The following is a 25,710-nucleotide window of genomic DNA, read 5'->3' on the forward strand; positions in this document are numbered from 1 at the left end:
AGGTGCCCCATGAAGGACGACACGACGCATTCGTTCCGCCACTCGCGGGACGACGCGCAGACCGCAAAGAACATTCCCGACACGCCACAGACCCGCGCGCCCGCCTATCGGCTGGCCTATACGGATGTGGATTTCATGCTGCGCGACGAGCTGCGCCCGGTGCGGCTGCAGCTCGAATTGCTCAAGCCGCAGCTGATCATGGACGAGCGCGGCATCGAGTCGACCATCGTCATGTTCGGCGGCGCGCGGATCCCCGCGCCCGAAAACAAGGCCAACGCGAAGACCGAGTATCTCGCGGAACTGTCAGGCTACTATGAAGAGGCGCGCATCTTCGCGCGCGAAATGACCGAACGCTCGATGCAGGAATACGGCCGGGAGAACGTGATCTGCACCGGCGGCGGCCCCGGCGTGATGGAGGCGGGCAATCGCGGCGCGCATGAGGCGGGCGGTCAGTCGATCGGCCTGAATATCGTGCTGCCGCATGAGCAGGCGCCGAACGAATACGTCACGCCCGATCTGACCTTCAACTTCCACTATTTCGCGATCCGGAAGATGCATTTCCTGATGCGCGCCCGCGCCGTGTGCGTCTTCCCCGGCGGCTTCGGCACGCTCGACGAGATGTTCGAGGCGCTGACCCTGATCCAGACGGGCCGGATGTCGAGAATCCCCTTCATCCTGTTCGGGCGCCAGTTCTGGGAAGAGATCATCAACTGGGATCGGCTGGCCGAGGCCGGGACGATCTCGCCCGAGGATCTCGATCTGGTCAGCTTCGTCGAGAGCGCCAAGGACGCGGTCGCGATCATCGACAACTGGAATTACGAGAACTGCTGAGGCGCGGCGCTCAGGCCTTCGCCTCGGCGCTGACCTCGGGCAGTTGCGCGCGGTGCTCATGGCTTGCGCGCGCTGCCGCCACCAGTGCCCGGAACAGCGCACGCTGCCGGTGGGCATAGGTGAGGTATTCCGGGTGCCACTGAACGCCCAGCGCAAAAGGCTCCTCGACGCGCTCGACTGCCTGTACCATTCCCGACCCATCGCGCGCCGCGACCCGTAGCCCGTCGCCCAAGCGATCCACGGCCTGACTGTGCAGCGCGTTGACCCGCATCGGCGCGAGCCCCGCCAGCGCACCGAGCCGCGAGCCGGGTTCGACGCGCACATCCTTCTTCGGCAGAAGCGTCGTATGTTTATGCGCGTTGTAATGATCGTAAGCGTCCTGATGCAGATCGCCGCCCAGCGCGACATTGATCATCTGCGCACCACGGCAAATTCCCAGCACCGGCTTGCCCTGCACCATCGCCTCCTCGACGAGGCATTTCTCCAGCGCGTCCCGCGCCGGGTCGAGCACCGCGCTCGCGATCAGATCGCCGCCATAGAGTTCGGGTGAAATGTCATCGCCGCCGCCAACGATCACGCCGTCGACATGCTGCACCTCGGCGCGCTTGCCCGCGACCCAGCGGACCGAGCGACCGCCCGCCAGCCAGACGCCGAAGGCGATGAACGGGTAGACCCGCCACCCGGTGCGACGCGATGTCGATATGCCGATCAGGGGCTTCATCTATGCCCGGCAAGCCTCAGAATTTTCTCGCAGGTCTCGACCCATTTCCCGCCCAGCAGATGGAATTCGGTCTTCGCCGTCAACCATTCGCGGCACATCAGGCCCAACCGCTCGGGCTCCGCCGCGAGCGTCTCCACGAACCACCAGCGGCGCCATTCGCTGTCGAGTGACCAGGTCTCATCGTCGATACGGCAATCGGGCAGACGGAAATGGAAGGCGGGACGCGGTGAAACGGTGCCCCCCTTCCCTTCCTCCGGTGCAATCAGATCGGGCCGCAGCTCGCAGAAGATCGGCAGCATATCGAGCCCGTGGTTTCGCGACAGCGTGTGCCTGCGATAGGTGACGATCACCTCGTCGAGCGCGGCATCGGGGCCGAGCCGCGCCAGATCCTCGATCAGTTTTTTCGGATAGGGCGCGGTGAAAGGCAGCACTTCGCGCGTCCTCTCGATCGGCCAGGTCTCGCGCATCCACTCCTCGATCAGCGCAAACGCCAGAAGCGGGCGGACGATATCCTCAGCCTTGCTGGAGGCGATCTCGGGGTTGAGGTGAAGGCCGAACCCATAGAGCAGAGACCGCCCCGTGCCTTGCGCACCTTCGCTGCGCAGCAATTCAATGAAATCAGAGAGTTGCAGAAGGCCTTCGCGGTCCAGCGGCTCGGTCACGATCTCGACCGGAATGACCTCGCGGCCGATGCGCAGACCAAGCTCCTTGAGCGAGCTATCGGCTTGTTTGCGCACCGAGATATCGAGATAGACCTGCAGATCGCCGAGCGTCGTGCCGGTGACTTCCCAGTCCTGACCGTCGCTACGCCGCGCCTCGCCCCCCAGAGCCTGCGCGGCGATCTGCGCGATGCGCGCCTCGGTGAGCCCCGCAAACTCGATCTCCACGCCAGTGCGGCGCGGCTTTCCCTCGGCATTACAGGGCTTTGGCAGCGGGGCGATGGCCTCTCGCGTCATGACGTCTCCGGTTACTTCCCACACGCAGCGTCAATGCAGAAGCGGCGAAGCGGGTTCCCTTAAAGCCCCGCTTCCGCCTGAATTTGCGCCCGCGATTTGCGCGCCCGTTCGGTCGCCGATTTCAGCTGACCGCAGGCGGCCATGATGTCCTCGCCGCGCGGCGTGCGGATCGGCGAGGCATAGCCCGCCTTGTAGATGATGTCGGCGAAGCTCTCGATCCGCTCCCAATCGCTGCGCTCGTAAGGCGCGCCCGGCCATTCGTTGAACGGGATCAGGTTGATTTTCGCGGGAATACCGCGGATCAGCTTCACCAGACGGCGCGCGTCCTCGTCGCTGTCGTTCACACCCTTGAGCATGACGTATTCGAACGTGATCCGCTCGGAATTCGACAGGCGCGGATATTCCCGCAGCGCGTTCAGCAGCGTCTCGATATTCCAGCGCTTGTTGATCGGCACCAGCTTGTCGCGCACCTCGTCGGTCGTGGCGTGGAAGGACACTGCCAGAAGACAGCCGATCTCCTCGGCGGTCTTCGCGATCTCCGGCACGACGCCCGAGGTCGACAGCGTGATCCGGCGACGGCTGAGGCTGATGCCTTCACCATCCATCACGACCTGCATCGCGTCGCGGACATTTTCGAAGTTATAAAGCGGCTCGCCCATGCCCATCAGAACGACATTCGACACCAGACGGGTCTCGTTCTTCGGGCTGTTCTTCTCGGGCCATTCGTCAAGATCGTCACGCGCAAGCATCACCTGACCTACGATCTCGCCGGGCGTCAGGTTGCGCACGAGTTTCTGCGTGCCGGTGTGGCAGAACGAACAGGTCAGCGTGCAGCCAACCTGGCTCGAGATACACAGCGTGCCGCGGCTTTCCTCGGGGATGTAGACCGCCTCGACCTCATGGCCGCCCGCGATCTTCAGGAGGTATTTCCGCGTGCCGTCCTCGGACACCTGCTTCGACACGATCTCGGGCAGGGTAATCTCGAACTTCTCGTCCAGCATCGCCCGGTAATCCTTGGCGAGGTTGGTCATCGCCGCGAAATCGCGCACGCCCCAGTAATAGAGCCACTGCCAGATCTGGCCGACGCGCATCTTCGCCTGCTTCTCGGGCGTGCCCGCCTCGATCAGCGCCGCGCGCAGCTGGTCACGGGTGAGACCGATGAGGTTCACCTTGCCGCCTTCGGGCAGCTTGCGCGGGATCGTGTGCACGTCTTGCGTGATCGGAGCCTGAGACTGGGTCATCGCATGTTTCCTTGAAATGAGGCGCCTCATATAGGGGATTCGCTCCTGCATTAACAGGGGGCGTCGCGCTTTTGGCTCGAACGCGAAAACCCCGGCGCATGGCCGGGGCTCCAATGTCAGGCGCGAGGGCGGCTTACTGGCAGCGCTGCTCGGCTTCGGTGGTCGCGGCGGTGAAGCCCATCAGCGAGAACGTGTCCTCGGTCTGGGTACCACGGCTCGAACGACCGGTCAGCTTCACGTCGGACCCGGCCTTGAGCGCGCCGATGATCTTCGCGTCCTCTTCCGGCGATCCGGCCCAAGCGCCGCCACCATCGGTGAAGAGCGTGTATTTCTGACCGCCGACTTCGAGATCGACCGTCGAGCCATCCGCGAAAGGATAGCCGCCCATGAACGAAATCTCGGCCTTCTTGCCCGGACGGTAGGTCACAAACAGCAGGATATCCCCGCGGCTCACCTGCACGACCTTGCCGTCCTTGGTGTTGACCGTCTTCTTCGGTTTCGACACGCCCCAGCACTCTTTCGGGTCGTTATCTACAAAGACGCTCCAATCGGTATTCGCCGCGACGCGGTTGGTGCTTTCCTGCGCCATTGCGCCATGCCCCGCCCCGATCATGAGCGCGGCGACCGCCGCGATCCGCAGACCCTTCATCATCATGCTTACAGCCTCCAGCTGTCACGTTGCCTCTGCATCGCCCGGGCCGGTCACCCTGTTTTCGGTGGCGAATGCGTTTTCCTCTCGATAACACTCATTTAACCTAAAAAAGCCTAGGGGTAAAACCCCGCGATGGCGAGATTTCGCGCATAGGAGACAGGCGATGACGGCACCGGAGGCAATGATCGAGCTATGGCGCGGGGGGATGTGTGAATCCGTCCATCATGGCCATGCGGTGATCTTCGGCCCGGAGGGGATCGAAGCCTCTTGGGGCGATCCCGAAGCCGTCATTTTTCCGCGCTCTTCCGTGAAGATGATCCAGGCCCTGCCGCTGCTGGAAAGTGGCGCGGCGGAGGCCACCGGGCTGACGACGCGCCAGCTCGCCCTCTCCTGCGCGAGCCATTCCGGCGCGCAGATGCACCGCGCGGCGGTCGAAGACTGGCTCGCGACGCTCGGGCTGGGCGATGACGACCTGCGCTGCGGGGCGCATCTGCCGCGCGACAAGGCTGAGAAGAAGCAGCTGATCTGCTCGGATCACGCGCCCTGCCAGGCGCATAACAATTGCTCGGGCAAACATGCGGGGTTCCTGACGTTGAACCGGCATTTGGGCGGCGGGCCGGATTATGTGGAGATCGATCACCCCGTGCAGCGGGCCGTGAAATCCGCCTTTGAAGAGGTGACCGAAGAGACCTCGCTGCGCTACGGGATCGACGGATGCTCGGCCCCGAATTTCGCGACCAGCCTCGCCGGTCTCGGCCGCGCCATGCAATTCTTCGCGGCAGCGACCTCGGACGGCGATCTGCGGGCGCGCGCTGCGACCCGTCTGGTCGATGCGATGATGGAGCATCCAGAGCTCGTCGCAGGCGAAGGCCGCGCCTGCACCGAGATCATGCGAGAGGCGAACGGGCGCGTCGCCGTCAAAACCGGTGCGGAAGGCGTCTATGTCGCCATGCTTCCGGATCAGAAGCGCGGCGTCGCCCTGAAGATCACTGATGGCGCGACCCGGGCCTCGGAAGCGGCGATGATCGCGCTGCTGATCCGCCTCGGCGCGCTGGATGCCAACGCGCCCGTGGTGCATCGCAGATTGACCGGCCCGATCACCAATTGGCGCGGCCTGAAAACGGGCGAGCTCCACCGTGCCGCGCAGTTTCCGTAAAGCCTAGAGCCGAAGCGAAAGGCGCTGCGCCCCCGCGTTTTGCAACAGGCTGAGCGCGACATTCTGCGACGAGACGCTGGTCATGCTCGAGAGCTGCGCACGAAGCAAATAATCCCGCGTCAGGACCTCCAGTGTCTCGGGCCTGGAAAGCTCCGCCGGGTCGGAGGTGCCATAGACGCGTTGCGCCTTGAACGTATAGATCTCGCGCTGCTGATCGACATCAAGCGCGCCAACGCTGTGTGGCAGGTTGAGCGCTGTCTGGAACACCCGGCTCAGGGATGGCGATCCGGTAATCGTGTACCACTTCGCAGCCTCGGACATATCCTTCGCCGCGAGCTCAGGTAGATCGCGTTGCAACGACATCGCCATGCGCAGGTCATTATCGACTTCGCCAACCGCGACCTCGAACTCTCGGGTTTGAAATTTCGTCAAAATCTCATCCGCGAAAGTCGAAAGCTTCGTTCGCGGGACGGAGAAATCTCCGAAACCGAAGGCCGTGGTCAGCGCGAGGTAGCTTTTGTCCGACAGCTTGTTGGCCAGCGCCGTTCTGTCCAAAGAGCCTTCCTCGAGCACTTTTCGGATGAAGTATTTATTGTCGATATCCGCATCGAGACCGAATGCGCCGAGCGCCACACCGAGCAGACGCCGATCATCTACCAAAGCCTTCGCCGTATCGATCTGTCCGATCGTCTCCCGGAAATAGCTATCGAGGCGTTGGTTTTCCGTCGACGCCGCGAAAGCGGCCTGCTGCGTCTCCATCGTGCGCGAGAGAAATCGCCACCCCGCAAACCCGGAGAAAGGGACGACCGGCTGATACGTCATGGCGCGCCTGCGGCGAGGAGGCGTTCCTCCCGTGGAAGAAGCGTCCGCAGCGCTTTCAGCGCCTGATAATGCTGGTTCTCGATCACGGCGAGCGTCGCCGCGTTCAGCTGCGCGCGACTATCGTGATCCTTGAGAACCTGGCTGAGTTGCTCGATCCCCCGAAGCAACTGCATCTTCGCCTCTTGCGGATCGGTGTCGCCGGAAAGCACAAGCTGCGCGATATAGCAAACCCGACGGACCGGGGTGTTGACCTCTCCGGGATGGATCGCGTCGCGCAGCCGAAGAATGTTTGCGTTCGGCGTCATGATCGCGAGTCGCGATCGGCGATCCCCGTTTTCGATGACGGCACCGTTGATCAGAACCCTCTCCTTCGGCGCAAGTTTCAGCACGAGCCCGCTCATTGATTTGCCCCGTCTTGTCGCAAGCCACGCATGATGGCGGTGTTTACATCGATCAACGCATCGACCGACCTGTCTTGCGAAAGTACGAGGCGGCTATGCGCCTGCGTGAACTCGTGCAGGAAAAAGATGCGGGCGCGAAGATCTTGCGGCAAGCCATTCTCTGGATCGGCGACATCCGCCGCAAGCGCGGTCCAGAGACGGCGGTTTTCGAAGATCGCTTCGGCCAACGCGGCAAAGGGGGCGTCCTGCGAAGAGACCTGTTTTAGGCGGCGCGTGATGCGGGCGAAGAGTTCGAATTCGAGGCCTCGCGGCGTGCGCATCGGCTGGCTTGGATTGGAATAGGCCGTTTTGGCCAAAGTCGTCGCGTACACGGGAAATCCTTCCGGTGACTGAAACTGATCATGCGCGGGACACATGAGAGAAGTTGGGGCACCGCATCAGGTGCCCCTACCCGAGCCTTAGCGGAACAGAGAAAGGATGTTCTGCGGCTGCTGGTTGGCGATCGAGAGTGCCTGAATGCCCAGCTGCTGCTGCGTCTGCAGCGCCTGAAGACGGGCCGAAGCCTCTTCCATATCCGCGTCAATCATCGAACCGATACCCGCTTTGAGCGAGTCGCTGAGGCTGGAGATGAAATCGGCTTGCGTGCCGATCCGTCCCTCCACGGAACCGAAGGACGATGCCGCGTCGGTTGCGGTCTGGATCAGCGTTTCGATATTGGAGAGCGCCGCGGTTGCCCCCGCATCGCTGGTCACGTCGATCGATGCGACCGCGCCGAGGCCGCCTGCCCCCGCATTGACGAATTGAGACACGATCGTAAGGTCTCCCGCCAGATCGGCGATACCGTCATTTTTGAAGGTGAGAGTCGAATCGCTGGTGGTGCTGATACCGGCCGTGAAGTCGACTTGAAGGTTGGCGATACCCAGCGCGTCGATTGCCGATTTGAGGCCTGCTGCGATCAGGTCGGTGCGCGCAGTTCCAGTCTGCGCCGCGTCTGCAGCCGAGAGCGTGTAGCTGACGGTTTGGTCACCCAGGGTAACCCTGACGCTATCACCCGCAGCCCAGCTCACCGTATCATCAAGTAGGAGATCTTTACCGGTTCCATCCGCTTTGGCGAGGGTCGTTGCGGCAACGTCCTTGTCGGTGGACACCCCGTCGGACGCTGTGAAGGCAGCTTTGGCGGAATACCCACCGACCGACAGGTTCTGCGCGGCGACGTCGATATGACTTGCAGAGACGGTGCCGTCCGACGCGCGATCGAGCGAAGACAGAACCTTGACCGTCGCGGCCGAAGAGCCATCGACCAAGTTCAGCCCGTTAAACTGCGCCGCCCCGACCACCGAGGTCAATTGTTCCTGCAAGGCGTCGATATCGGTCTGGATCTTGTCGCGATCTACGTTCGATTCCTGCGCGGCGACGATTTTGGTTTTCATATCCGTCAGCAGGTCGGTGACGGTTTCGGCCGCCTTACGAGCGACGGCAACGGTCGATTCGCCCAGTGCGAGGCTGTCCGAAATGCCAGAGAAGCTCTTAACGTCGGATTCCATGACCTTCGAAATCGCCCAGACAGCCGCGTTGTCTTTCGCTGAGCCGACGGATTTGCCGGTCGAGATTTCGGATTGAGTGGTGGCGAGGCCGGAATTGATCCCTTTGAGGGTCTGCAGCGCGACCATCGCGCCGGTATTCGTCAGAATGCTGGACATGATTTATCCCTTTAGTGTCGACGCTTTGCGTCACTCGATTGAAAAGCCGCGTGTTCGGCGCGGCACTCAAGGCTTTCTGACCAATGCGCCTCCTGAGCTGTGAAGCGCGCCATCGCTTGGATGCGTCGCCACCATGGCCCTCCAAAGGCTAACAATCTGCTAAGTCCCTCCCCCGATCTCTCCACAAATTCCTTTCATGATTAACAGCTTATGCACGACGCTCGAAATCTCCGCTGCCGCGACGGATGGGCTGCGCTCGCCCTTGCTCGTCATAAGATTCGAAGCCTTTCGCCGCCGTCACGATCGTTTTCAAACGAGCCTGCGCCGCACGAACCCCGGCAAGCGCTGAGGCCAATAGCGTCTGATTTTCGCGCGCAAGCGCACGGATTTTCTCGACCGTGTCGCCATCAAGTTTCGTCAGCGCAGCCATCGCGCGCTCCTTTCGGTCGCTCAGCCCGACAAGGTCGGAAAAATCCGCCGAACAGATCGCTTCCCGTTCGAGCCGCAGCAGCGAGATCAGCTCTTCCGCAGCATTCGTATCAGACATCCTGCCCTCCGTTCTTGAGCGATTCGAAGATGATTTCCGCAAGGCCAATTCCCCCGGCCTCGACCATGGCCTTGGACTGTTCGGCTCTCAGGAAGGACGTGAATTGCTCTTCGCCAATTCCACCGCCGAAAGCACCGCTTGCGGCTGTCACGCCCACCTCTTTAAGCATTTCCGAAAGGAACCCGGCCTCTAGCGCCTTCGCTTGCGCAAGCAGCTTGGCATCATGCGAAGAGAGACCAGCCGCGTGCGGCAGCGGTGATACGGTCGGACTGTGCATCGAACTCTCCAGTTGCAGATAATTTTCTGCACTCTGCCAGTCGGGCGTAAAGAATCGGTAAGTTCCTGCGGCGATAGTGGCCTCGACACAGACAGAAGTCGTGAGGACCATGATTCCCTTTCCGATTCCAGAAACGCCGAAAGGCCCGAGCGGCCCGAGCGGCCATCTCAAGGCAGCAGCGAGACCTACCGATACGGCGGAGTCGCCGGGCGGAACCTTCACGCTTGAAGAAGAGGCCGCACCAAAAACCGTCGCAATCCCTCTTGGCGTTAACTTGGTTGAGGAGCCGGAAGGAGGCGCCGACAAGGACCCGCAGTGTGAGGCTGAAGATGCTCAAGTAGCGCTGACGAACGAATCCGGCGCTCGAGAATTGGCTGACAGCGATTCTGGGATTGCGCTGACCGGTCCGCAGGGCCCGTTCGGCCCGACGCGGTCGGCGCTCACAGTCGCCCCAGACCATCCCACAAAGCTCGATGGTCAAAAGAAGCCCGTGGAGCGCATTGTCTCGCATGATGGCCGCGCGACGTCTCGACTGAACGAAAAAGGAGACCGGGAGAGGGTTTCGCTCGCTCACACGGAGACGGACAAAATCGAAGCGAATATCCCTGACACGGCTTCGAAAAGCTCATTGCGTTTTGTGCAACTCTCGAACGTGATGACCGTCCAGCCGCAGATCAGCGCACAAGACGCTGGCTTCGTGAACGATGGAACGCTCTCAATACTCGTTAGAAATGTTGCGGCGACCGTTGCGCCTCACGACGCGAGCGGTCGGGTACAAAGGTCTGCTGAAACTGGCGGAAATTCGGCGGTAGTTGTGTCGTCAAAACCCGAGGTATTTGTCACCGGGATTGATAGCGCTCAAAGTGCCGAGCCCGCATTGAAAATTCCAACGCTCACAGCATCCGATGCAGAGGGGACAAAGGCAGGAAACGTTGAAACCAAAAGCACACCGCAGAAGAACGCAACTAGCTCGGGCCCTCTTCGTCCCGACGGTCGTTCAGAAATGGCGCTTCTACGGGGCCCGAATGCTGCGCCTTCTTTCCAGACACCTGCTGCAACACATAACCCTCTGGCAGGCAAACAACCTGAAACTGCACTCGTCTCGGGGCAAAATAGTGCCCAAACCCAACCGACCGAAGCGTCAACTGGGGCTGCGCGCACCGATGCTCCAGAAACTGATCCGACGCTGACCGGGATGAAGAGACGCGTAGGAGACCAGGCAGCGCCGGCCTTCTCTCCACTGCCCTCCACGCTCGCCGAGCCGCCCAGTGCGAAAACGCGAGCATCAACGGTCGCAGACGTCAAATTGGGCGCTAAGGAAGCACCGCAGCCCGTCGAGGCAAGCGTTGTCTCTTCGAGACTGCAGCAGATCGCGAACGCAAATGCCCCACACCACGAGCTGGCGACCGAGGCCTCCGCCCCCCCTTCAACTGTCGGCGCCTCTGGAGCGGTTGCGCGCCCTCAACCTCAGCAGAACACGTCACCGATACTGAGCGTCGTGCAAAGCGATGCGCCGCAGAATGAAAAGGCCGGGGCGCCCGAGAGGTCGACCCGGCTGGAGGCCGCACCCCTCCCTTCGGGTGCCATACCCTATGCCTCACCCGCGCCCGCCCTCAAACGCATGGATCACGCACGGGCAACCTATCTCACGTCGGCAGAGTTGGGCGCGACCAAGAGCAATATGGACGCCCCCGAGCTGACCGCCACGCGGGTCCATGTCGGAGAGACAGCAGAGACATGGGCCGCGGGCTCCGCCCCTCTGATCACCGCGTCGGGTGGGTCCGGGCAGACAAGCGCGGCGGTGCCCCCCGCGCCCGCTTCTATCGCGCAGTCGATCGCCCATCAGATCGGGATTTCACTGCCACGGATGCCCGATCGACCGGTGGAGATTGCGCTTTCACCGGAGGAACTGGGCCATGTGCGCATGACCCTCCATGCGAGCCAGCATGGCATGACGGTGGCGATACAGGCTGACCGCGCGGAGACGCTCGACCTCATGCGCCGCCATATCGACACGCTCGCGCGCGAGATGCACGAGATGGGCTATGGCGCGCTCGATTTTCAGTTCAGCCAGCGCGACGAGCGTCCGCAGCAACGGCCCGACATGCTCGACGGCTTGGGCGCAGGCCCGGACCTAGACCCAATTGAGACGCCGATTGCCCCGGCCCCACGCGCGACCGCGCGCCTCGCCCCCTCGCAAAGCGGGCTCGATCTGCGGATGTAGGAGACGACCATGACCACCACTTCCCCCATCACCTCGCCTGCCACCGCCACGTCGGCCGTTACCGCCGCGGAGAATGGCACCGGCACCAAAGCCCCCTCGGCGCTGAGTTCGGATTTCGAGACCTTTCTGACGATGCTGACCGTTCAAATGAAGAACCAGGACCCGCTCAACCCGATCGAAAGCGCGGATTTCGCAGTGCAGCTCGCGACCTTTTCGGGTGTCGAGCAACAGGTGAAGACCAATGACCTTCTGACTGCTCTGTCTGGTCAGATCGGGCTCGGAGGGTTGAGCGAACTGGCGGGTTGGGTCGGGATGCAGGCGCGTGCCGAGGCGCCAAGCTACTTCGACGGCGCGACGCCCGTGGATCTCGCGCCAGCCGCGCGATCGGGGGCCGATGCCGCGGTTCTCGTGGTCACGGATTCCACCGGGCGTCAGGTCGCGCAGAAACCGATCTCGCCCGCACTCGACAGCTATGCTTGGGACGGCACGAACGACGCAGCTCAGGCACTGGGCGCAGGGCAATACAGTTTCGCGCTACAAAGCTACGCCTCGGGAAGCTTGATCGGCACCGACCCGGTCGCGGCCTACACACGCGTGACCGAGGTTCAATCAGGCGCGGACGGCGCGCTGCTCACGCTTGAAGGCGGCGCCACGATCGCCGCGGACACGGTCAGTGCGTTGCGAGAGGGTTAAAGCAACTCGCCCAGCACCACGCCCAGCAGCAGCAAGGCGGTCCCGGCAGAGATCAGCGCCGCATAGCGCCAGCGGGTTACCGTCACGGGGGGCGGCGTCGGTTCGGTCTGTTTGCGGATCGCCGCCTTCACCAGGTCGGGGAGTTCCGGCCCGAAGCGGCCCAGCACCTGCACGGTCTTGCGCAGGTCATTCGCAATGGCGCGCGGACCGAGGCTTTCGCGGATATATTTCTCCACGACCGGCTTCGCGACTTCCCACATGTTCAGAGACGGATGCAGAGAGCGCGCGACGCCCTCGACGACCACCATCGTGCGCTGCAGCAGAATCAGCTGTGTCTGGGTCTGCATCCCGAACCGCTCGGTCACCTCGAAGAGATAGGCCAGAAGCCGCGCCATCGAGATATGCGCCGCATCCATCCCGAAGATCGGCTCGCCGACAGCGCGCAGCGCCAGAGCGAACTCGTCGACATCGCGATCGGCGGGGACGTAACCGGCCTCGAAATGCACCTCCGCCACGCGCTTATAGTCGCGCTGGATGAAGCCCATGAGAATCTCGGCATAGACCCGGCGGGTATATTCGTCGATCTGCCCCATGATCCCGAAATCATAGGCGAGAATATCGCCGTTCGCGGCCACTTTGAGATTGCCGTGATGCATGTCGGCATGGAAAAAACCGTCGCGCAGCGCATGGCTGAGAAAGAGCTGCAAGACGCGCTCGCCGGTGGCCTTGAGGTCATGGCCCGCCGCGCGCAGCCCGTCAGGGTCGCCCATCGGCAGACCCTCGGCCCAGTCGAGCACCATCACCCGCTTGGCCGAAAGGTTCCAGACCGGCTGCGGCACGAGGAAGCCAGCATCGCCTTCGGTATTCGCGCCGAATTGCGAGGCCGAGGCCGCTTCCAGACGCAGATCCAGCTCGCCCATAACGACGGATTCGAAATGCTTGATCACCTCGCTCGGGCGCAAGCGGCGCGAGGCGGGCGAAATCCGTTCGATCATCGCGGCGGCGAAATGGAAGGCGTCGAGATCGCGGCGGAAGGCGCGCTCGATCCCCGGACGCAGCACTTTCACCGCGACGCGCTCGCCCGTATCGGCGCGGCGCGCGGAATGGACCTGCGCGATCGAGGCGGCGGCGACAGGCTCGGAAAACTCCATGAACAGCTGATCGGCAGGCGCGCCCAGTTCTTCCTCAACCATGCGTTTGGCGACGGAAGTCTCGAACGGCGGCAGCTTGTCCTGCAGCACGCGCAGCTGATCGGCCAGTTCCGAGCCGACCACGTCGGGCCGTGTTGAGAGGACCTGACCGAACTTGATATAGGCCGGGCCCAGCGCGGTGATCGCGCGCGTCACCGGCGGCAGTTCCGGATCGCCCTTGTAGCCGAGCCACGCGAAGGGCGCGCTGATCGCATAGGCCACGGCGCGCAGCCGCGGCGGCGCGTCCATCGCTTCGAGCGCCTGATGCATCGCGCCCGTGCGGATGAAGGTCGCGCCCGTCCGGATCAGGCGCCAGATATTATGGGGTCCGCGCATCGGTTAAAGTTTCCAGCCCGAATGCAGCGCCGCGATCCCCATCGAGAGGTTCCGGTAGGAGACATTCTCGAACCCGGCCTCGCGGATCATCTGCGCGAATGTCTCCTGCGTCGGGAATTTGCGGATCGATTCCACCAGATACTGATAGCTGTCGCGGTCATTCGCGACGATCTCGCCCATCTTCGGGATCACGTTGAAGGAATAGAGATCATAGGCCTTCTGCATCATCTCGTTCGGGATCTGGCTGAATTCGAGCACCATGATCCGCCCGCCGGGCTTGAGCACCCGGTAGGCTTCCTTGAGCGCATCAGGAATGCGCGTCACGTTCCGGATGCCGAAAGAGATCGTGTAGACGTCGAAGGAGTTATCCGCGAAGGGCAGTGCCATCGCATCGCCCACGACCCAGTCGAGACTGTCGGCCATGCTTTCGGCCTCGGCGCGTTTGCGGCCCTCGACCAGCATCGATTCGGTCATGTCGCAGACCGTCGCGTGGCCCGAGCCTGCGCGCTTGAGGAAGCGGAAGGACACGTCGCCCGTGCCGCCCGCCACATCGAGCAGCTTCTGACCCGGTCGCGGCGCGAGCCAATCCATCATCGCATCTTTCCAGACGCGGTGGATGCCCATGCTCATCAGGTCGTTCATGATGTCGTATTTCGATGCCACTCGCGAAAACACGCCGTGAACCATGCCTGCCTTGGCATCTTCGTCCACGGTCTGAAAACCGAAATGCGTGGTCTTTGATTGCTCTACGCTCATGGGCCCTTGCCGTTCCTCATTTCACCCCCTTCTTATAGGGGCCCTTTGCCCCAAGACAATGCGATGAGGAGGAACAATGCCCGAATTGCCCGAGGTCGAGACGGTTCGTCGCGGGTTGGTCCCGGCCATGGAAGGCCATCGGATCGAGCGCGCCGAAGTCAATCGGCCCGACCTGCGCTGGCCCCTGCCCGAGCGGATGGCGGAGCGGTTGCAAGGTGCCCGCATCGACCGACTGCGGCGACGGTCGAAATACATCCTCGCCGATCTCGACAGCGGGGAGAGCCTGCTGATCCATCTTGGGATGTCCGGGCGGATGCTGGTGTCGGGCGTGACGCTCGGCGAATTTCATCTCGATCATCCGGCGCCTGCCAAGCACGATCACGTTGTTTTGCACATGTCCGGCGGCGGACGCGTGACCTTCAACGACGCGCGCCGTTTCGGGGCGATGGATCTGGTGCTGACCGAGCGCGAGCAGGCCCATTGGCTGCTGGCGGGGCTGGGCCCAGAGCCCTTCGGCAACGACTTCCACGAAGACTATCTGGTCGAGGCGCTCAAACGGCGCGCGACCCCGATCAAATCGGCGCTGCTCGATCAGCATGTCGTGGCGGGTCTGGGCAACATCTATGTCTGTGAAGTGCTTCATCGGGCAGGTATCGATCCGCGCCGTCAGGCGAAACGGATTTCGAACCTACGGCTCGCCTCGCTCGTGCCGATTATCCGCGAGGTGCTGACCGAGGCGATCTCGGCCGGCGGCTCGTCCCTGCGCGACCATCGTCAGGCGGATGGGGAGCTGGGATATTTCCAGCACAGCTTCCATGTCTACGACCGCGAGGACACGCCCTGCACCACCTGCGCCACCTCGATCCGGCGCATCGTTCAGTCGGGACGTTCGACCTTTTTCTGCCCGTCTTGCCAGAAATGACGCAGCGCCCTCGCGTCATAAGACGCTTGATCTGATTTGATGCTCTGCTAGGAGTCCCGTTCAGAGACAAGGAAAGGCAAGACCGAATGGCCTACCAGACCCTGATCGTCGAGATCGAGGATTACGTTGCCCTGATCCGGCTCAACCGCCCCGACGCACTGAACGCCCTGAACTCCCAATTGCTGGGAGAACTGGCCGAGGCGCTGAAATCGGCGGAAGAGAATGACAAGGTGCGTTGCATCGTCATCACCGGTTCGGAAAAGGCCTTCGCGGCTGGCGCAGACATCAAGGAAATGTCGGAAAAGAGCTTCGTGGACATGTTCACGAGCGACTTCTTCGGCAAGGAAGCGGATGCCATCAACCGCATCCGCAAACCGATTATCGCTGCGGTGGCGGGCTACGCACTCGGCGGCGGTTGCGAACTGGCGATGATGTGCGATTTCATCATCTGCGCGGAGAACGCCAAGTTCGGCCAGCCCGAGATCAATCTCGGCGTGATTGCCGGGATCGGCGGCACCCAGCGCCTGACGCGCTTCGTGGGCAAGTCCAAAGCGATGGACATGCACCTCACGGGCCGCTTCATGGATGCGGGCGAGGCCGAACGATCGGGGCTCGTCAGCCGGGTCGTCCCGAACGCCAAGCTGATCCCCGAGACGATGGCTGCGGCGCAGAAGATCGCCGAGAAGTCGATGCTCGCCACTCGCGCCGCGAAAGAAGCGGTCAACCGCTCCTACGAAACGACGATGAACGAGGGCATCCTGTTCGAGCGTCGTCTGTTCCACGGGCTGTTTGCGACCGACGACCAGAAAGAAGGCATGGCCGCCTTCCTCGAAAAGCGCGAGCCGCAATTCCGTGACAAGTGAGCTCGTCTGAGCCACTCGAACGACACTAGATGGCGGGGCTTCGGCCCCGCTTTTCATTATCCCCCTTTCCCTTTCACGCATTTTGGCTTATGAGGCCGCCTCACATGCGCGTGGAGCCCGCTTAGGCTAGAATCATCTAGGTTCGCTGGAGCCCGGGGTCTGTCGTGCGATTGAAAGATTTGAACAGATCCGGAAAGTGGGAAGATACACATGGCTAACACGCCCCAGTCCAAGAAACGCGCCCGTCAGAACGAGCGCCGCCAAGACGTCAACAAAGCACGTCGTTCGCGCATCCGTACCTTCATCCGCAAAGTCGAAGAAGCCATCACTTCGGGCGACTACGAAGCGGCGACCAACGCCCTGCGCGCGGCTCAGCCCGAACTGGCTCGCGGCGTCACCAAAGGCGTTCTGCACAAGAACACCGCATCGCGCAAAGTCTCGCGCCTCGCTTCGCGCGTGAAGGCCCTCAAAGCCTGATCTGCGTCCCGGAGCGAACTGGCTCGGGAATACGCTGGATTCTTTAAGAAAAACGCGTCTGCCTATCTGGCAGGCGCGTTTTTTCTTGGACAATCAACGCCTTGACACAAAACTGTTGCAGTTTTGCGCAGCCCCCTCAGATTCGTTTCGGGGAATCTCACGTCAAGCGCAAAGGTCGGTTGCCTGCGGGCTCACCAGCTTGCTAGCTTCTACCTGCGATTCACGTCGCCTTGGGGGACATGACGCATTTATCTGGCCGTCGAGGGCAAATAAGTCTGCCACGACAAATGAAAAAGCCTGGCGGCGACCAGCGAAATGCGATTCCGATTCTCGAGGGGGTATAACCCCTCACTTTCGGCAACTCTGCCTGACACCGGGTTTTAGCCCCGGCAGGTAGGTCGTGTCTGTTTGTATTCGAGTTTGGCCTGCCAGCCGGACTCACCGCAAAGCCAAGGGACGAAGACGCACCTGATTTGTGTTTGGCGATGGGCGGAAAAATGACGGACGACACTTGGGGGCAGGTCTGCAATGAGCTTCAAAAAGCTGTTGGGCAAAACAACTACACGACCTGGATCGCTCCGCTCGAGCTGATCGACCTCGAGGACGGTATCGCCTCGTTTCAAGCACCGACGAAATTCATGTGCGACTGGGTCTCGCGCAACTTCGCGGAACCGATCCTGAGCGAATTGCGCCGGGCGGGTGTCTCCGCCGAGCGCGTCAATATCTCGGTCCCGTCGCGCCGACCGATGAACGGCACGGCGAATGGCGCCACGCGCCCGACGGTTCCGGCCCCTGCTCCTGTCGCGAAGCCGCGCAAGACCCCGCGCCCCGACGAACCGCTTCCCGGCGCGCCGCTGGATTCGCGCTTCACCTTCGACAGCTTCGTCGTCGGCAAACCGAACGAGCTGGCCCATGCCGCCGCCAAGCGCGTCGCCGAAGGCGGCCCCGTCACCTTCAACCCGCTGTTCCTCTATGGCGGCGTTGGCCTCGGTAAGACGCACCTCATGCACGCCATCGCGCATGACCTGCAGCACCAGCGCCCCGATCTGCGCGTGCTCTACCTCTCGGCCGAGCAATTCATGTATCGCTTCGTGCAGGCGCTGCGCGAAAAGCAGATCATGGACTTTAAGGAGATGTTCCGCTCGATCGACGTTCTCATGGTCGATGACGTGCAGTTCATCGCCGGCAAGGATTCCACGCAGGAAGAGTTCTTCCACACGTTCAACGCGCTGGTCGATCAGGGCAAACAGATCGTCATTTCGGCGGATCGTGCGCCCGGTGAGATCAAGGACCTCGAAGAGCGCATCAAGTCGCGCCTGTCCTGCGGCCTCGTCGTCGACCTGCACCCGACCGATTACGAACTGCGCCTCGGTATTCTGCAGACCAAGACCGAAGCCTATAAGAGCGAGTATCCCGATCTGAAGATCGCCCCCGGCGTTCTGGAATTCGTGGCGCACCGGATCACGTCGAACGTGCGTATCCTCGAAGGCGCGCTGACCCGCCTGTTTGCCTATGGCTCGCTGATCGGGCGCGAAATCACGATGGATCTGGCGCAGGAATGCCTCAAGGACCAGCTGCGCCAATCCGAGCGCAAGGTCACCGTCGAGGAAATCCAGCGCAAGGTCGCCGAACATTACAACGTTCGCCTCTCGGATCTCGTGGGCCCCAAACGCCTGCGCGCCATCGCACGGCCGCGTCAGGTGGCGATGTTCCTCGCGAAATCGCTGACCACCCGTTCGCTGCCCGATATCGGGCGTCGCTTCGGGGGCCGCGATCACACCACGATCATGCATGGCATCCGCAAGATCGAAGAGCTGCGCGGCACGGATTCGCAGCTCGCCGAAGATATCGAGTTGCTCCGCCGCCTCCTTGAAAGCTGATCTGGCCCGCTGGGCTTGACGCTCCGGACAAAGCGACCGAATGTCTGCGAAAACCGTTGTGCCGGTGGCGCGAGGTGCTACCTTGCCAGCCCCGGAAAGTCGTGAGGGATCGACATGAAATTCAGCATCGAACGCGCCGCTCTGCTCAAGGCCGTCTCGCAAGCGCAATCCGTTGTGGAACGCCGCAACACGATCCCGATCCTTGCAAACGTCCTGATCGAAGCCGAAGGCGACACCGTCCAGTTCCGCGCGACCGACCTTGATATCGAGGTGGTCGACAAAGCGCCCGCGCAGGTCGAACAGGCCGGAGCCACGACCGTCTCGGCGGTCATGCTGCATGAAATCGTGCGCAAACTGCCCGATGGCGCGCTGGTCTCGATCTCGGACGATCCGACCGCCGGACGTCTGAACGTGCAGGCCGGTCGGTCGAGCTTCAACCTCGCCACGCTGCCGAAGGAAGACTTCCCGGTGATGGCCTCCTCGGAATACACCGCGAATTTCACGGCCAAGGCCGGGGTGCTCAAGCGCCTGTTCGACAAGTCGAAATTTGCGATCTCGACCGAAGAGACCCGTTATTACCTCAACGGCGTCTATATGCATATCGCCACCGGCGAAGACGGTCAGGTGCTGCGCTGCGTCGCGACTGACGGTCACCGTCTGGCACGCATCGATTCCGGCCTGCCGGACGGCGCCTCGGGGATGCCCGGCGTGATCGTGCCGCGCAAAACGGTGAACGAGCTGCGCAAGCTGCTGGAAGACGACGATCAGGAAATCGCGGTCTCCGTGTCGGAAACCAAGGTCCGTTTCGCGACCCCGGTGATCACGCTGACCTCGAAGGTCATCGACGGCACCTTCCCCGATTACACCCGCGTCATCCCGACCGGGAACACCCGCCAGCTGGAAGTCGATGCGTCCGAATTCGCGAAAGCGGTGGACCGTGTGGCGACCGTCTCGTCGGAGCGTTCGCGCGCGGTAAAACTGGCGCTGGAAGCCGACAAGCTGGTGCTTTCGGTCAACGCGCCCGATGCCGGTGCCGCAGAAGAAGAGCTGGTCGTGGCCTATGCCGACGAACCGCTGGAGATCGGTTTCAACGCGAAATACCTGCTCGAGATCGCGAGCCAGGTGGACCGCGAGAATGCCGTCTTCCTGTTCAACTCCTCGGGCGATCCGACCCTGATGCGCGAAGGTGGCGACACCTCGGCGGTCTATGTGGTCATGCCGATGCGCGTGTGACATCTGCCGGGAGCCTCCGGCGGGGATATTTTTACCAACACGAAGAGGCGCGATGCTGCGTGAGCTGAAGATATTGCAGTTCCGCTCGCATCGTCGTGCCGAAATCGCTTTCGACGAGCGGCCCGTGGCGATCTACGGGCCGAACGGTGCCGGCAAAACGAATATCCTCGAGGCGGTGTCTCTGCTCTCGCCGGGGCGCGGGTTGCGCCGCGCGCAGGCCGACGAGTTGATGCGCCGCGCCGAGGCCGTGGGCTGGAAGCTGCGCGCCGTCACGGATACGCATGAGATTGAAACCTCCGCCCTGCCCGGCGAGTCGCGCCGGGTCGAGATCGACGGCAAGGCGGCGCCGCAGGTCGCACTGGCGCAGATCCTGCGGGTGCTCTGGCTAGTGCCCTCGATGGACCGGCTCTGGATCGAAGGGGCTGAAGGGCGCAGGCGGTTTCTCGACCGGATGGTGATGAGCTTCACCCCCGCCCATGCCGAGGTGACGCTCGCCTATGAGAAGGCGATGCGCGAGCGGAACCGCTTGCTCAAGGACATGGTCCGCGATCCGAACTGGTATCACGCGCTGGAGGCGCAGATGGCTGAGGCTGGCGCTGCGATCCGGGCGAACCGGGCCGAGGCCCTAACGCGGATCATGCAGGCGCAGGCCGATGCGGCGACCGCGTTTCCCGCGGCGCATCTGGTCCTTGAGAACGAAGGCCCCGAGGATTTGGCCTCTGCGTTCGACGCGAACCGGCATCGTGACATGTCCGCGGGCCGGACGCTGGAGGGACCGCACCGTGCCGATCTGCTGGCCACTTACGTCGAGAAGGACGCGCCTGCCGCGCAATGCTCCACCGGCGAGCAGAAGGCGCTGCTGATCTCGTTGATCCTCGCCAATGCGCGGGCGCTTGCGGGCGAGGATGTGGTGCTTCTGCTCGACGAGGTCGCGGCCCATCTGGACTCCGGCCGGCGCGCGGCGCTTTATGACGAAATCTGCGCAATGAGCGCGCAGGTGATGATGACCGGGACCGGCGCGGAACTGTTCGAGGCGCTTGGCCCCCGCGGTCAATATCTGGAAGTGATCGAGGGGCCGCAGGGCTCTGAAGTGAGGGAGGCAACGCCATGAGCTATCCGCAGCAACGGGTGACGCTGATCACGCTGGGCGTGGCCGATCTCGACCAGTCCAAGGCCTTCTACGGAGCCCTCGGATGGCAACCCCAAGCCGAGCAGAACGACGTCGCCTTCTACCAGCTCCACGGGATGGCGCTGAGCCTGTTCTCTCTGCCCGCGCTGGCCGCCGATCAGGGACGCACCCGCGCGCGGCTGGGCACCGGAGCGATGACGCTGGCGCAGAACTTCGACAGTCCTGAAGAGGTGGATGCCGCCTTCGCTGCCGCGCTCAAAGCGGGCGCCACCGAATTGAAAGCCCCGGAAAAGACCTTCTGGGGCGGCTATGCGGGCTATTACGCCGATCCAGACCACCATGTCTGGGAACTCGCCCATAATCCTTTCTGGCCGCTGGCCGACGACGGAAGCCTCACCCTGCCATGACCCTCACGCTCTCGCAGATCGCACTCTATTCCGGCGCGCTTCTGGTTCTCTTCCTCACCCCCGGGCCGGTCTGGCTCGCCCTTCTCGCCCGCGCCATGTCGGGAGGGTTTGCCGCCGCCTGGCCGCTCGCCTTCGGGGTCACCGTGGGCGACATGATCTGGCCCGCGCTCGCCATCCTCGGGGTATCTTGGCTGGTGGGCGAATTCAGCTGGTTTCTGGATGCCCTGCGCTGGGTCGCGGTCGCGATGTTCGTCGGGATGGGCGCGCTCCTGATCCGCCATGCCGACCATCAGATCAGCTCCGACAGCCGCCTGACGCGCCCCGGCATGTGGGCGGGCTTCGTCGCCGGGCTCATCGTGATCATCGGCAATCCCAAGGCGATCCTGTTCTACATGGGCATCCTGCCGGGCTTCTTCCCGATCGCCACGATGACCTGGATCGACATCGCCACGGTCAGCCTGATTTCGGCCATCGTACCGCTGACCGGCAACCTGATCCTTGCCGCCTTCGTCGACCGCATCCGCAACTTCGTGCAAAGCCGCGGCAAGCTGGCAAAGCTCAACCGGATCGCGGGCGGGCTGATGATCCTTGTAGGCCTTCTTATCGCCGTGACGTGACCCCCTAAATCTTGTGTCTGACACGTGACATTCCTCTGCCCAGCCGATATAAAACCGGCAACAGATAAAGGACGGGCAGGCATGACCGACGACACCCCGAAGAAGAACGCATACGGCGCCGATTCCATCAAGGTTCTCAAAGGCTTGGAAGCCGTGAGAAAACGGCCCGGCATGTATATCGGCGATACCGATGACGGCTCGGGCCTGCACCACATGGTCTATGAGGTCGTCGATAACGGGATCGACGAGGCCTTGGCGGGTCACGCGGACTACGTTGCCGTGAAAATTCACGCGGATTCTTCGGTCTCCGTGCGCGATAACGGGCGCGGGATTCCGGTCGATATTCACGCCGAGGAAGGCGTCTCCGCGGCTGAGGTCATCATGACCCAGCTGCACGCCGGCGGGAAGTTCAACAACACCGACGACGACGGCAACGCCTATAAGGTTTCGGGCGGTCTGCACGGCGTGGGCGTCTCGGTGGTGAACGCGCTCTCGGATTGGTTGGAACTGACGGTATGGCGTGACGGCAAGATCCACAAGGCGCGGTTCGAGCATGGCGAATGCGTCGAGCATGTGCATGTCGTGGGCGACGCCCCGAACGAGAGCGGCACCGAGGTGCGCTTCCTCGCGTCGAGCAAGGAAGACGACCCCGAGGGCACTTTCTCGAACCGTGAGTTCGTCTTCGCCACGCTGGAAAAGCGCCTGCGCGAACTGGCCTTCCTGAACTCCGGCGTCCGCATCATCATCGAAGACGAGCGTCCCGCAGAGCCGATCAAGACCGAGCTGCACTACGAAGGCGGCGTTCGGGAATTTGTGAAATATCTGGATCGCTCGAAAAACGCCGTGATGGAGGATCCGATCTACATGGTCGGCGAGGTCCGCGGCATCGGCGTCGAATGCGCGATGTGGTGGAACGACAGCTACCACGAGACGGTGCTGCCCTTCACCAACAACATCCCGCAGCGCGACGGCGGCACCCATATGGCGGGCCTGCGCGGCGCGTTGACCCGCACGATCACGAAATACGCGCAGGAGAGCGGCATCGCCAAGCGCGAGAAGGTCGACTTCACCGGTGACGACGCGCGCGAAGGCCTGACCTGCGTGCTCTCGGTGAAAGTGCCCGATCCGAAATTCTCCAGCCAGACCAAGGACAAGCTGGTCTCCTCCGAGGTCCGCCCGGCGGTCGAAAACCTCGTGAACGAGAAGCTCGCCGAATGGTTCGAGGAAAACCCGAACGAGGCCAAGCAGATCGTCGGCAAGATCATCGAGGCCGCACTGGCGCGTGAGGCTGCCCGCAAGGCGCGCGAACTGACGCGCCGCAAGACGGTGATGGATGTGGCCTCCCTGCCCGGCAAGCTCGCCGACTGCCAGGAGAAGGATCCGTCGCTGTCCGAAGTCTTCCTCGTCGAGGGTGACTCCGCAGGCGGTTCGGCCAAGCAGGGCCGCGAGCGTAAGAACCAGGCGGTGCTGCCGCTGCGCGGTAAGATCCTCAACGTCGAGCGCGCGCGCTTCGACCGGATGCTCGGCTCGGATCAGATCGGCACGCTGATCACCGCGCTCGGCACCGGCATCGGCCGCGACGAGTTCAACATCGACAAGCTGCGCTACCACAAGATCGTCATCATGACCGATGCGGACGTCGACGGTGCGCACATCCGGACGCTGCTGCTGACCTTCTTCTTCCGCCAGATGCCCGAGATCATCGAGCATGGTTATCTCTACATCGCGCAGCCGCCGCTCTACAAAGTCGCGCGCGGCAAGTCCGAGGTCTATCTGAAGGACCAGACCGCGCTGGAGGATTACCTGATCGACATGGGCGTCGAGGGGGCAATTCTGCGGCTCAACACCGGCGAAGAAATCTCCGGTCAGGATCTCAAGCGCGTCGTCGAAGAGGCCCGCCTGATCAAGCGCATCCTCGCGACTTTCCCGACCCATTACCCGCATCACATCCTCGAGCAGGCGGCGATCGCAGGCGCGATGGTGCCGGGCAAGATCGACGGCGATGCGCAGGGCGTCGCGAACTCGGTGGCCGAGCGTCTCGACCTCGTCGCGCTGGAATACGAGCGCGGCTGGCAGGGCCGTCCGACGCAGGATCACGGCATCCGCCTCGCCCGCGTTCTGCGCGGCGTGGAAGAGGTCCGCACGCTCGACGGCGCAGTGCTGCGTTCCGGCGAAGCGCGGCGTCTGGGCAGCCAGACCGACCAGCTCAAGGAGGTCTATGACCGCCCGGCGAAACTGGTGCGCAAAGAGCGCGAAATCCTCATTCACGGTCCGCTGGAACTGCTCGACGCGATCCTCAAGGAGGGCGAAAAGGGCCTGAGCCTGCAGCGCTACAAGGGTCTGGGCGAGATGAACCCCGAGCAGCTTTGGGAAACCACGCTGGATCCGTCCGCGCGCACGCTCCTGCAGGTCCGCATCGAAGACGTGGCCGAGGCCGAGGATATCTTCTCGAAGCTGATGGGCGACGTCGTCGAACCCCGCCGCGAGTTCATCCAGCAAAACGCCCTGACGGTGGAGAACCTCGACTTCTGATCGGGTGTAGGGCAGCGCATAATGCTTCGCGCTGCCCATAAGTATCCGCGAAACGCCCATAAGGCTTCGTTTCTGGCGTTTCGGCCTACAAGGCGGGCACGAGAGATTCTCGGCTTCTGATCAGTCTCTTTTGAAGGGTTTCAGGCCCAGTTTCGGTTCCTGAGCAACAGGTTGGCTTCACCCTGGGAGGACACTCTGTTTGGCGCTTACTCTGTAAGAGATTCGATCGGCAGTTATTGATCTTGGCCCGACAAAGGCCGGGAAGCGGTCGTTCGCTGCGCGAGAGCCCAAGGTCCAGGCATGCGAGATTGGCTGGAGAGCGAGTGTCGACTTTGGCCAACTGGGAACAGCCATTCGGCTTGGCTCCGCAGACCTGTCGCCGGTTCTCATCATATCCGGGTTTCACTGACCAGACGCAGGCCGAGATGCGCCGGCGGGCTGCCGACCGCGCAGCCGCCGCGCGCCGGGTCGCGGACGAGAAACGGGATCGCGGCGACATGCTCGCCACCTGCGAAGAAGGCCGAGCATTTCTTCGGATCGACGGGGCCGCCGCCCTCCCCGCCATAACAGTCCTGCGTCCATTCCCAGACCGAGCCGTCGAGATCCACGATCCCCTCGGCACTGGTCGAGAAACTGCCCCGCGGCGAGAGCTTGCGCGGGGCAAGACCGCTCGTGAGGTAGGTCGAAGCCCAAGTCAGGTCGGGATCGGTGAAGATCGGATCCTCCTTCTCGGGCAGCACGTCCTTGGCCATGAACTGCCATTCGGCAATCGTCGGCAGCCGGAAGTCGTGGCGCGCCTTGCTATTGATCCAGCCGAGATATTGCTCGACATCGACATGGCTCAGCCCGGTAGCCGGCGTCGTCGCCGCCTCGCTGCCGGGCGGAGCGCGTAAGGCAAGCTCGCAGGCGCCGTCCGCGTGGCAACGATTCCACTCCGCAACCGTCACTTCGTATTTCTGAACGTAGATTGCGTGACCGTCAGGCAAGCTAACCGCTCGCTCGGCCATCAGCGGCACGTAATCGAGATCGGGGCCGCGCAGGAAACCCCACGCGGCCCCGAGGGCGATGATCGCCGCGCCCGCCGCAAGCACCATCCGAAGGGAAAGACGGGGCGCGAGAGAGGCAAGTTTGGCGATCATCTCCGGTC

26 protein-coding genes are annotated in these 25,710 nt (G+C 62.7%); 13 read left to right on the plus strand and 13 right to left on the minus strand.

Annotation, left to right across the window (positions count from 1 at the left end):
- Window positions 1–9 precede the first annotated feature (9 nt).
- Window positions 10–831: an LOG family protein gene (locus BMI88_RS13845; protein ID WP_078521586.1), complete on the plus strand. Its 822-nt coding sequence runs from the start codon at window positions 10–12 to the stop codon at window positions 829–831.
- Window positions 832–841: 10 nt separating this feature from the next.
- Here BMI88_RS13845 and BMI88_RS13850 read toward each other — a convergent pair whose 3' ends face one another.
- The 4 genes from BMI88_RS13850 to BMI88_RS13865 form a co-directional block, all read right to left on the minus strand.
- Window positions 842–1,552 carry a gamma-glutamyl-gamma-aminobutyrate hydrolase family protein gene (locus tag BMI88_RS13850; RefSeq protein ID WP_078549530.1) on the minus strand — a complete coding sequence of 237 codons (711 nt, stop codon included), beginning with the start codon at window positions 1,550–1,552 and terminating at the stop codon, window positions 842–844.
- A complete protein-coding gene (locus BMI88_RS13855) occupies window positions 1,549–2,508 on the minus strand; it encodes an amidoligase family protein (protein WP_078549532.1) in 960 nt (319 codons plus the stop codon). The genes BMI88_RS13850 and BMI88_RS13855 overlap by 4 nt, the downstream gene beginning before the upstream one ends.
- Window positions 2,509–2,567: 59 nt before the next feature.
- Window positions 2,568–3,749: a 23S rRNA (adenine(2503)-C(2))-methyltransferase RlmN gene (rlmN, locus tag BMI88_RS13860; RefSeq protein ID WP_078549534.1), complete on the minus strand. Its 1,182-nt coding sequence runs from the start codon at window positions 3,747–3,749 to the stop codon at window positions 2,568–2,570.
- Between the two features lie 133 nt (window positions 3,750–3,882).
- Entirely contained in the window at window positions 3,883–4,398 is a 516-nt protein-coding gene (locus tag BMI88_RS13865; protein WP_078549816.1) for an invasion associated locus B family protein, read from the minus strand.
- 166 nt (window positions 4,399–4,564) lie between these two features.
- Between BMI88_RS13865 and BMI88_RS13870 the strand changes: the two genes are divergently transcribed.
- On the plus strand, window positions 4,565–5,557 hold the full coding sequence (locus tag BMI88_RS13870) for an asparaginase (protein WP_078549536.1): 993 nt from the start codon (window positions 4,565–4,567) through the stop codon (window positions 5,555–5,557).
- Window positions 5,558–5,560: 3 nt separating this feature from the next.
- On the opposite strand, the gene BMI88_RS13875 is transcribed toward BMI88_RS13870, so the two are convergent.
- The 6 genes from BMI88_RS13875 to BMI88_RS13900 form a co-directional block, all read right to left on the minus strand.
- On the minus strand, window positions 5,561–6,316 hold the full coding sequence (locus BMI88_RS13875; RefSeq protein WP_246831883.1) for a DUF1217 domain-containing protein: 756 nt from the start codon (window positions 6,314–6,316) through the stop codon (window positions 5,561–5,563).
- A 59-nt stretch (window positions 6,317–6,375) separates the two neighbouring features.
- A complete protein-coding gene (gene flbT / locus BMI88_RS13880; protein ID WP_078549540.1) occupies window positions 6,376–6,780 on the minus strand; it encodes a flagellar biosynthesis repressor FlbT in 405 nt (134 codons plus the stop codon).
- On the minus strand, window positions 6,777–7,151 hold the full coding sequence (gene flaF / locus BMI88_RS13885) for a flagellar biosynthesis regulator FlaF (protein ID WP_078549542.1): 375 nt from the start codon (window positions 7,149–7,151) through the stop codon (window positions 6,777–6,779). Before flaF ends, flbT begins: the two co-directional genes overlap by 4 nt.
- An 87-nt stretch (window positions 7,152–7,238) precedes the next feature.
- Entirely contained in the window at window positions 7,239–8,480 is a 1,242-nt protein-coding gene (locus BMI88_RS13890; protein ID WP_078549544.1) for a flagellin, read from the minus strand.
- A 208-nt stretch (window positions 8,481–8,688) separates the two neighbouring features.
- The gene (gene flgN, locus BMI88_RS13895; RefSeq protein WP_078549546.1) at window positions 8,689–9,027 is read right to left on the minus strand and encodes a flagellar export chaperone FlgN; all 339 of its coding nucleotides are present in this window, start codon (window positions 9,025–9,027) and stop codon (window positions 8,689–8,691) included.
- A complete protein-coding gene (locus tag BMI88_RS13900; RefSeq protein WP_078549818.1) occupies window positions 9,020–9,304 on the minus strand; it encodes a rod-binding protein in 285 nt (94 codons plus the stop codon). The genes flgN and BMI88_RS13900 overlap by 8 nt, the downstream gene beginning before the upstream one ends.
- Before the next feature lie 109 nt (window positions 9,305–9,413).
- Between BMI88_RS13900 and BMI88_RS13905 the strand changes: the two genes are divergently transcribed.
- Both BMI88_RS13905 and BMI88_RS13910 read left to right on the plus strand, forming a co-directional pair.
- Window positions 9,414–11,528, plus strand: a complete 2,115-nt coding sequence (locus BMI88_RS13905) for a flagellar hook-length control protein FliK (RefSeq protein ID WP_078549548.1) — start codon at window positions 9,414–9,416, stop codon at window positions 11,526–11,528.
- Window positions 11,529–11,537: 9 nt separating this feature from the next.
- Window positions 11,538–12,221 (plus strand): flagellar hook capping FlgD N-terminal domain-containing protein, encoded by a 684-nt coding sequence (locus BMI88_RS13910; RefSeq protein ID WP_078549550.1) that lies wholly within the window; start codon window positions 11,538–11,540, stop codon window positions 12,219–12,221.
- Here BMI88_RS13910 and ubiB read toward each other — a convergent pair.
- A complete protein-coding gene (gene ubiB, locus BMI88_RS13915; RefSeq protein ID WP_078549552.1) occupies window positions 12,218–13,747 on the minus strand; it encodes a 2-polyprenylphenol 6-hydroxylase in 1,530 nt (509 codons plus the stop codon). The genes BMI88_RS13910 and ubiB overlap by 4 nt on opposite strands.
- Before the next feature lie 3 nt (window positions 13,748–13,750).
- Entirely contained in the window at window positions 13,751–14,503 is a 753-nt protein-coding gene (gene ubiE / locus BMI88_RS13920) for a bifunctional demethylmenaquinone methyltransferase/2-methoxy-6-polyprenyl-1,4-benzoquinol methylase UbiE (RefSeq protein ID WP_078549555.1), read from the minus strand.
- 76 nt (window positions 14,504–14,579) lie between these two features.
- Here ubiE and mutM point away from each other — a divergent pair, with 76 nt between their 5' ends.
- The 9 genes from mutM (at window position 14,580) to gyrB (ending at window position 24,563) form a co-directional block, all read left to right on the plus strand.
- Window positions 14,580–15,425 carry a bifunctional DNA-formamidopyrimidine glycosylase/DNA-(apurinic or apyrimidinic site) lyase gene (gene mutM, locus BMI88_RS13925; RefSeq protein ID WP_078549558.1) on the plus strand — a complete coding sequence of 282 codons (846 nt, stop codon included), beginning with the start codon at window positions 14,580–14,582 and terminating at the stop codon, window positions 15,423–15,425.
- Window positions 15,426–15,511: 86 nt separating this feature from the next.
- On the plus strand, window positions 15,512–16,288 hold the full coding sequence (locus BMI88_RS13930) for an enoyl-CoA hydratase (protein ID WP_075776776.1): 777 nt from the start codon (window positions 15,512–15,514) through the stop codon (window positions 16,286–16,288).
- A 210-nt stretch (window positions 16,289–16,498) separates the two neighbouring features.
- Window positions 16,499–16,765, plus strand: coding sequence for a 30S ribosomal protein S20 (gene rpsT / locus BMI88_RS13935; RefSeq protein ID WP_078521610.1), 267 nt, complete (start codon window positions 16,499–16,501; stop codon window positions 16,763–16,765).
- A gap of 497 nt (window positions 16,766–17,262) precedes the next feature.
- Window positions 17,263–18,645, plus strand: coding sequence for a chromosomal replication initiator protein DnaA (gene dnaA / locus BMI88_RS13940; RefSeq protein ID WP_078549820.1), 1,383 nt, complete (start codon window positions 17,263–17,265; stop codon window positions 18,643–18,645).
- Between the two features lie 114 nt (window positions 18,646–18,759).
- Window positions 18,760–19,878 (plus strand): DNA polymerase III subunit beta, encoded by a 1,119-nt coding sequence (gene dnaN, locus BMI88_RS13945; RefSeq protein WP_078549560.1) that lies wholly within the window; start codon window positions 18,760–18,762, stop codon window positions 19,876–19,878.
- A gap of 52 nt (window positions 19,879–19,930) precedes the next feature.
- Window positions 19,931–20,989, plus strand: coding sequence for a DNA replication/repair protein RecF (recF, locus tag BMI88_RS13950; RefSeq protein WP_078549562.1), 1,059 nt, complete (start codon window positions 19,931–19,933; stop codon window positions 20,987–20,989).
- A complete protein-coding gene (locus tag BMI88_RS13955) occupies window positions 20,986–21,414 on the plus strand; it encodes a VOC family protein (protein WP_078549564.1) in 429 nt (142 codons plus the stop codon). Before recF ends, BMI88_RS13955 begins: the two co-directional genes overlap by 4 nt.
- Window positions 21,411–22,031: a LysE family translocator gene (locus tag BMI88_RS13960; protein ID WP_078549566.1), complete on the plus strand. Its 621-nt coding sequence runs from the start codon at window positions 21,411–21,413 to the stop codon at window positions 22,029–22,031. The genes BMI88_RS13955 and BMI88_RS13960 overlap by 4 nt, the downstream gene beginning before the upstream one ends.
- An 81-nt stretch (window positions 22,032–22,112) precedes the next feature.
- Window positions 22,113–24,563 carry a DNA topoisomerase (ATP-hydrolyzing) subunit B gene (gene gyrB / locus BMI88_RS13965; RefSeq protein WP_078549568.1) on the plus strand — a complete coding sequence of 817 codons (2,451 nt, stop codon included), beginning with the start codon at window positions 22,113–22,115 and terminating at the stop codon, window positions 24,561–24,563.
- A 389-nt stretch (window positions 24,564–24,952) separates the two neighbouring features.
- Here gyrB and BMI88_RS13970 read toward each other — a convergent pair whose 3' ends face one another.
- Window positions 24,953–25,702 (minus strand): SUMF1/EgtB/PvdO family nonheme iron enzyme, encoded by a 750-nt coding sequence (locus BMI88_RS13970; RefSeq protein WP_078549570.1) that lies wholly within the window; start codon window positions 25,700–25,702, stop codon window positions 24,953–24,955.
- Window positions 25,703–25,710 lie beyond the last annotated feature (8 nt).

It is taken from the genome of Thioclava sp. F36-6 (assembly GCF_002020305.1).
In the GTDB taxonomy this organism is placed as follows: domain Bacteria; phylum Pseudomonadota; class Alphaproteobacteria; order Rhodobacterales; family Rhodobacteraceae; genus Thioclava; species Thioclava sediminum.

What these genes read in the sequence shown, in the direction of transcription:
- BMI88_RS13910 (WP_078549550.1), top strand. Translation starts at nt 11,538, where the DNA reads ATGACCACCACTTCCCCCATCACCTCGCCTGCCACCGCCACGTCGGCC.
- flbT (WP_078549540.1), bottom strand. Translation starts at nt 6,780, where the DNA reads ATGAGCGGGCTCGTGCTGAAACTTGCGCCGAAGGAGAGGGTTCTGATC.
- BMI88_RS13875 (WP_246831883.1), bottom strand. Translation starts at nt 6,316, where the DNA reads ATGGAGACGCAGCAGGCCGCTTTCGCGGCGTCGACGGAAAACCAACGC.
- BMI88_RS13930 (WP_075776776.1), top strand. Translation starts at nt 15,512, where the DNA reads ATGGCCTACCAGACCCTGATCGTCGAGATCGAGGATTACGTTGCCCTG.
- BMI88_RS13850 (WP_078549530.1), bottom strand. Translation starts at nt 1,552, where the DNA reads ATGAAGCCCCTGATCGGCATATCGACATCGCGTCGCACCGGGTGGCGG.
- BMI88_RS13855 (WP_078549532.1), bottom strand. Translation starts at nt 2,508, where the DNA reads ATGACGCGAGAGGCCATCGCCCCGCTGCCAAAGCCCTGTAATGCCGAG.
- ubiE (WP_078549555.1), bottom strand. Translation starts at nt 14,503, where the DNA reads ATGAGCGTAGAGCAATCAAAGACCACGCATTTCGGTTTTCAGACCGTG.
- BMI88_RS13905 (WP_078549548.1), top strand. Translation starts at nt 9,414, where the DNA reads ATGATTCCCTTTCCGATTCCAGAAACGCCGAAAGGCCCGAGCGGCCCG.
- BMI88_RS13960 (WP_078549566.1), top strand. Translation starts at nt 21,411, where the DNA reads ATGACCCTCACGCTCTCGCAGATCGCACTCTATTCCGGCGCGCTTCTG.
- mutM (WP_078549558.1), top strand. Translation starts at nt 14,580, where the DNA reads ATGCCCGAATTGCCCGAGGTCGAGACGGTTCGTCGCGGGTTGGTCCCG.
- ubiB (WP_078549552.1), bottom strand. Translation starts at nt 13,747, where the DNA reads ATGCGCGGACCCCATAATATCTGGCGCCTGATCCGGACGGGCGCGACC.
- BMI88_RS13865 (WP_078549816.1), bottom strand. Translation starts at nt 4,398, where the DNA reads ATGAAGGGTCTGCGGATCGCGGCGGTCGCCGCGCTCATGATCGGGGCG.
- BMI88_RS13900 (WP_078549818.1), bottom strand. Translation starts at nt 9,304, where the DNA reads ATGCACAGTCCGACCGTATCACCGCTGCCGCACGCGGCTGGTCTCTCT.
- recF (WP_078549562.1), top strand. Translation starts at nt 19,931, where the DNA reads ATGCTGCGTGAGCTGAAGATATTGCAGTTCCGCTCGCATCGTCGTGCC.
- flgN (WP_078549546.1), bottom strand. Translation starts at nt 9,027, where the DNA reads ATGTCTGATACGAATGCTGCGGAAGAGCTGATCTCGCTGCTGCGGCTC.
- BMI88_RS13955 (WP_078549564.1), top strand. Translation starts at nt 20,986, where the DNA reads ATGAGCTATCCGCAGCAACGGGTGACGCTGATCACGCTGGGCGTGGCC.
- dnaN (WP_078549560.1), top strand. Translation starts at nt 18,760, where the DNA reads ATGAAATTCAGCATCGAACGCGCCGCTCTGCTCAAGGCCGTCTCGCAA.
- BMI88_RS13870 (WP_078549536.1), top strand. Translation starts at nt 4,565, where the DNA reads ATGACGGCACCGGAGGCAATGATCGAGCTATGGCGCGGGGGGATGTGT.
- BMI88_RS13890 (WP_078549544.1), bottom strand. Translation starts at nt 8,480, where the DNA reads ATGTCCAGCATTCTGACGAATACCGGCGCGATGGTCGCGCTGCAGACC.
- BMI88_RS13845 (WP_078521586.1), top strand. Translation starts at nt 10, where the DNA reads ATGAAGGACGACACGACGCATTCGTTCCGCCACTCGCGGGACGACGCG.
- rpsT (WP_078521610.1), top strand. Translation starts at nt 16,499, where the DNA reads ATGGCTAACACGCCCCAGTCCAAGAAACGCGCCCGTCAGAACGAGCGC.
- dnaA (WP_078549820.1), top strand. Translation starts at nt 17,263, where the DNA reads ATGACGGACGACACTTGGGGGCAGGTCTGCAATGAGCTTCAAAAAGCT.
- gyrB (WP_078549568.1), top strand. Translation starts at nt 22,113, where the DNA reads ATGACCGACGACACCCCGAAGAAGAACGCATACGGCGCCGATTCCATC.
- BMI88_RS13970 (WP_078549570.1), bottom strand. Translation starts at nt 25,702, where the DNA reads ATGATCGCCAAACTTGCCTCTCTCGCGCCCCGTCTTTCCCTTCGGATG.
- rlmN (WP_078549534.1), bottom strand. Translation starts at nt 3,749, where the DNA reads ATGACCCAGTCTCAGGCTCCGATCACGCAAGACGTGCACACGATCCCG.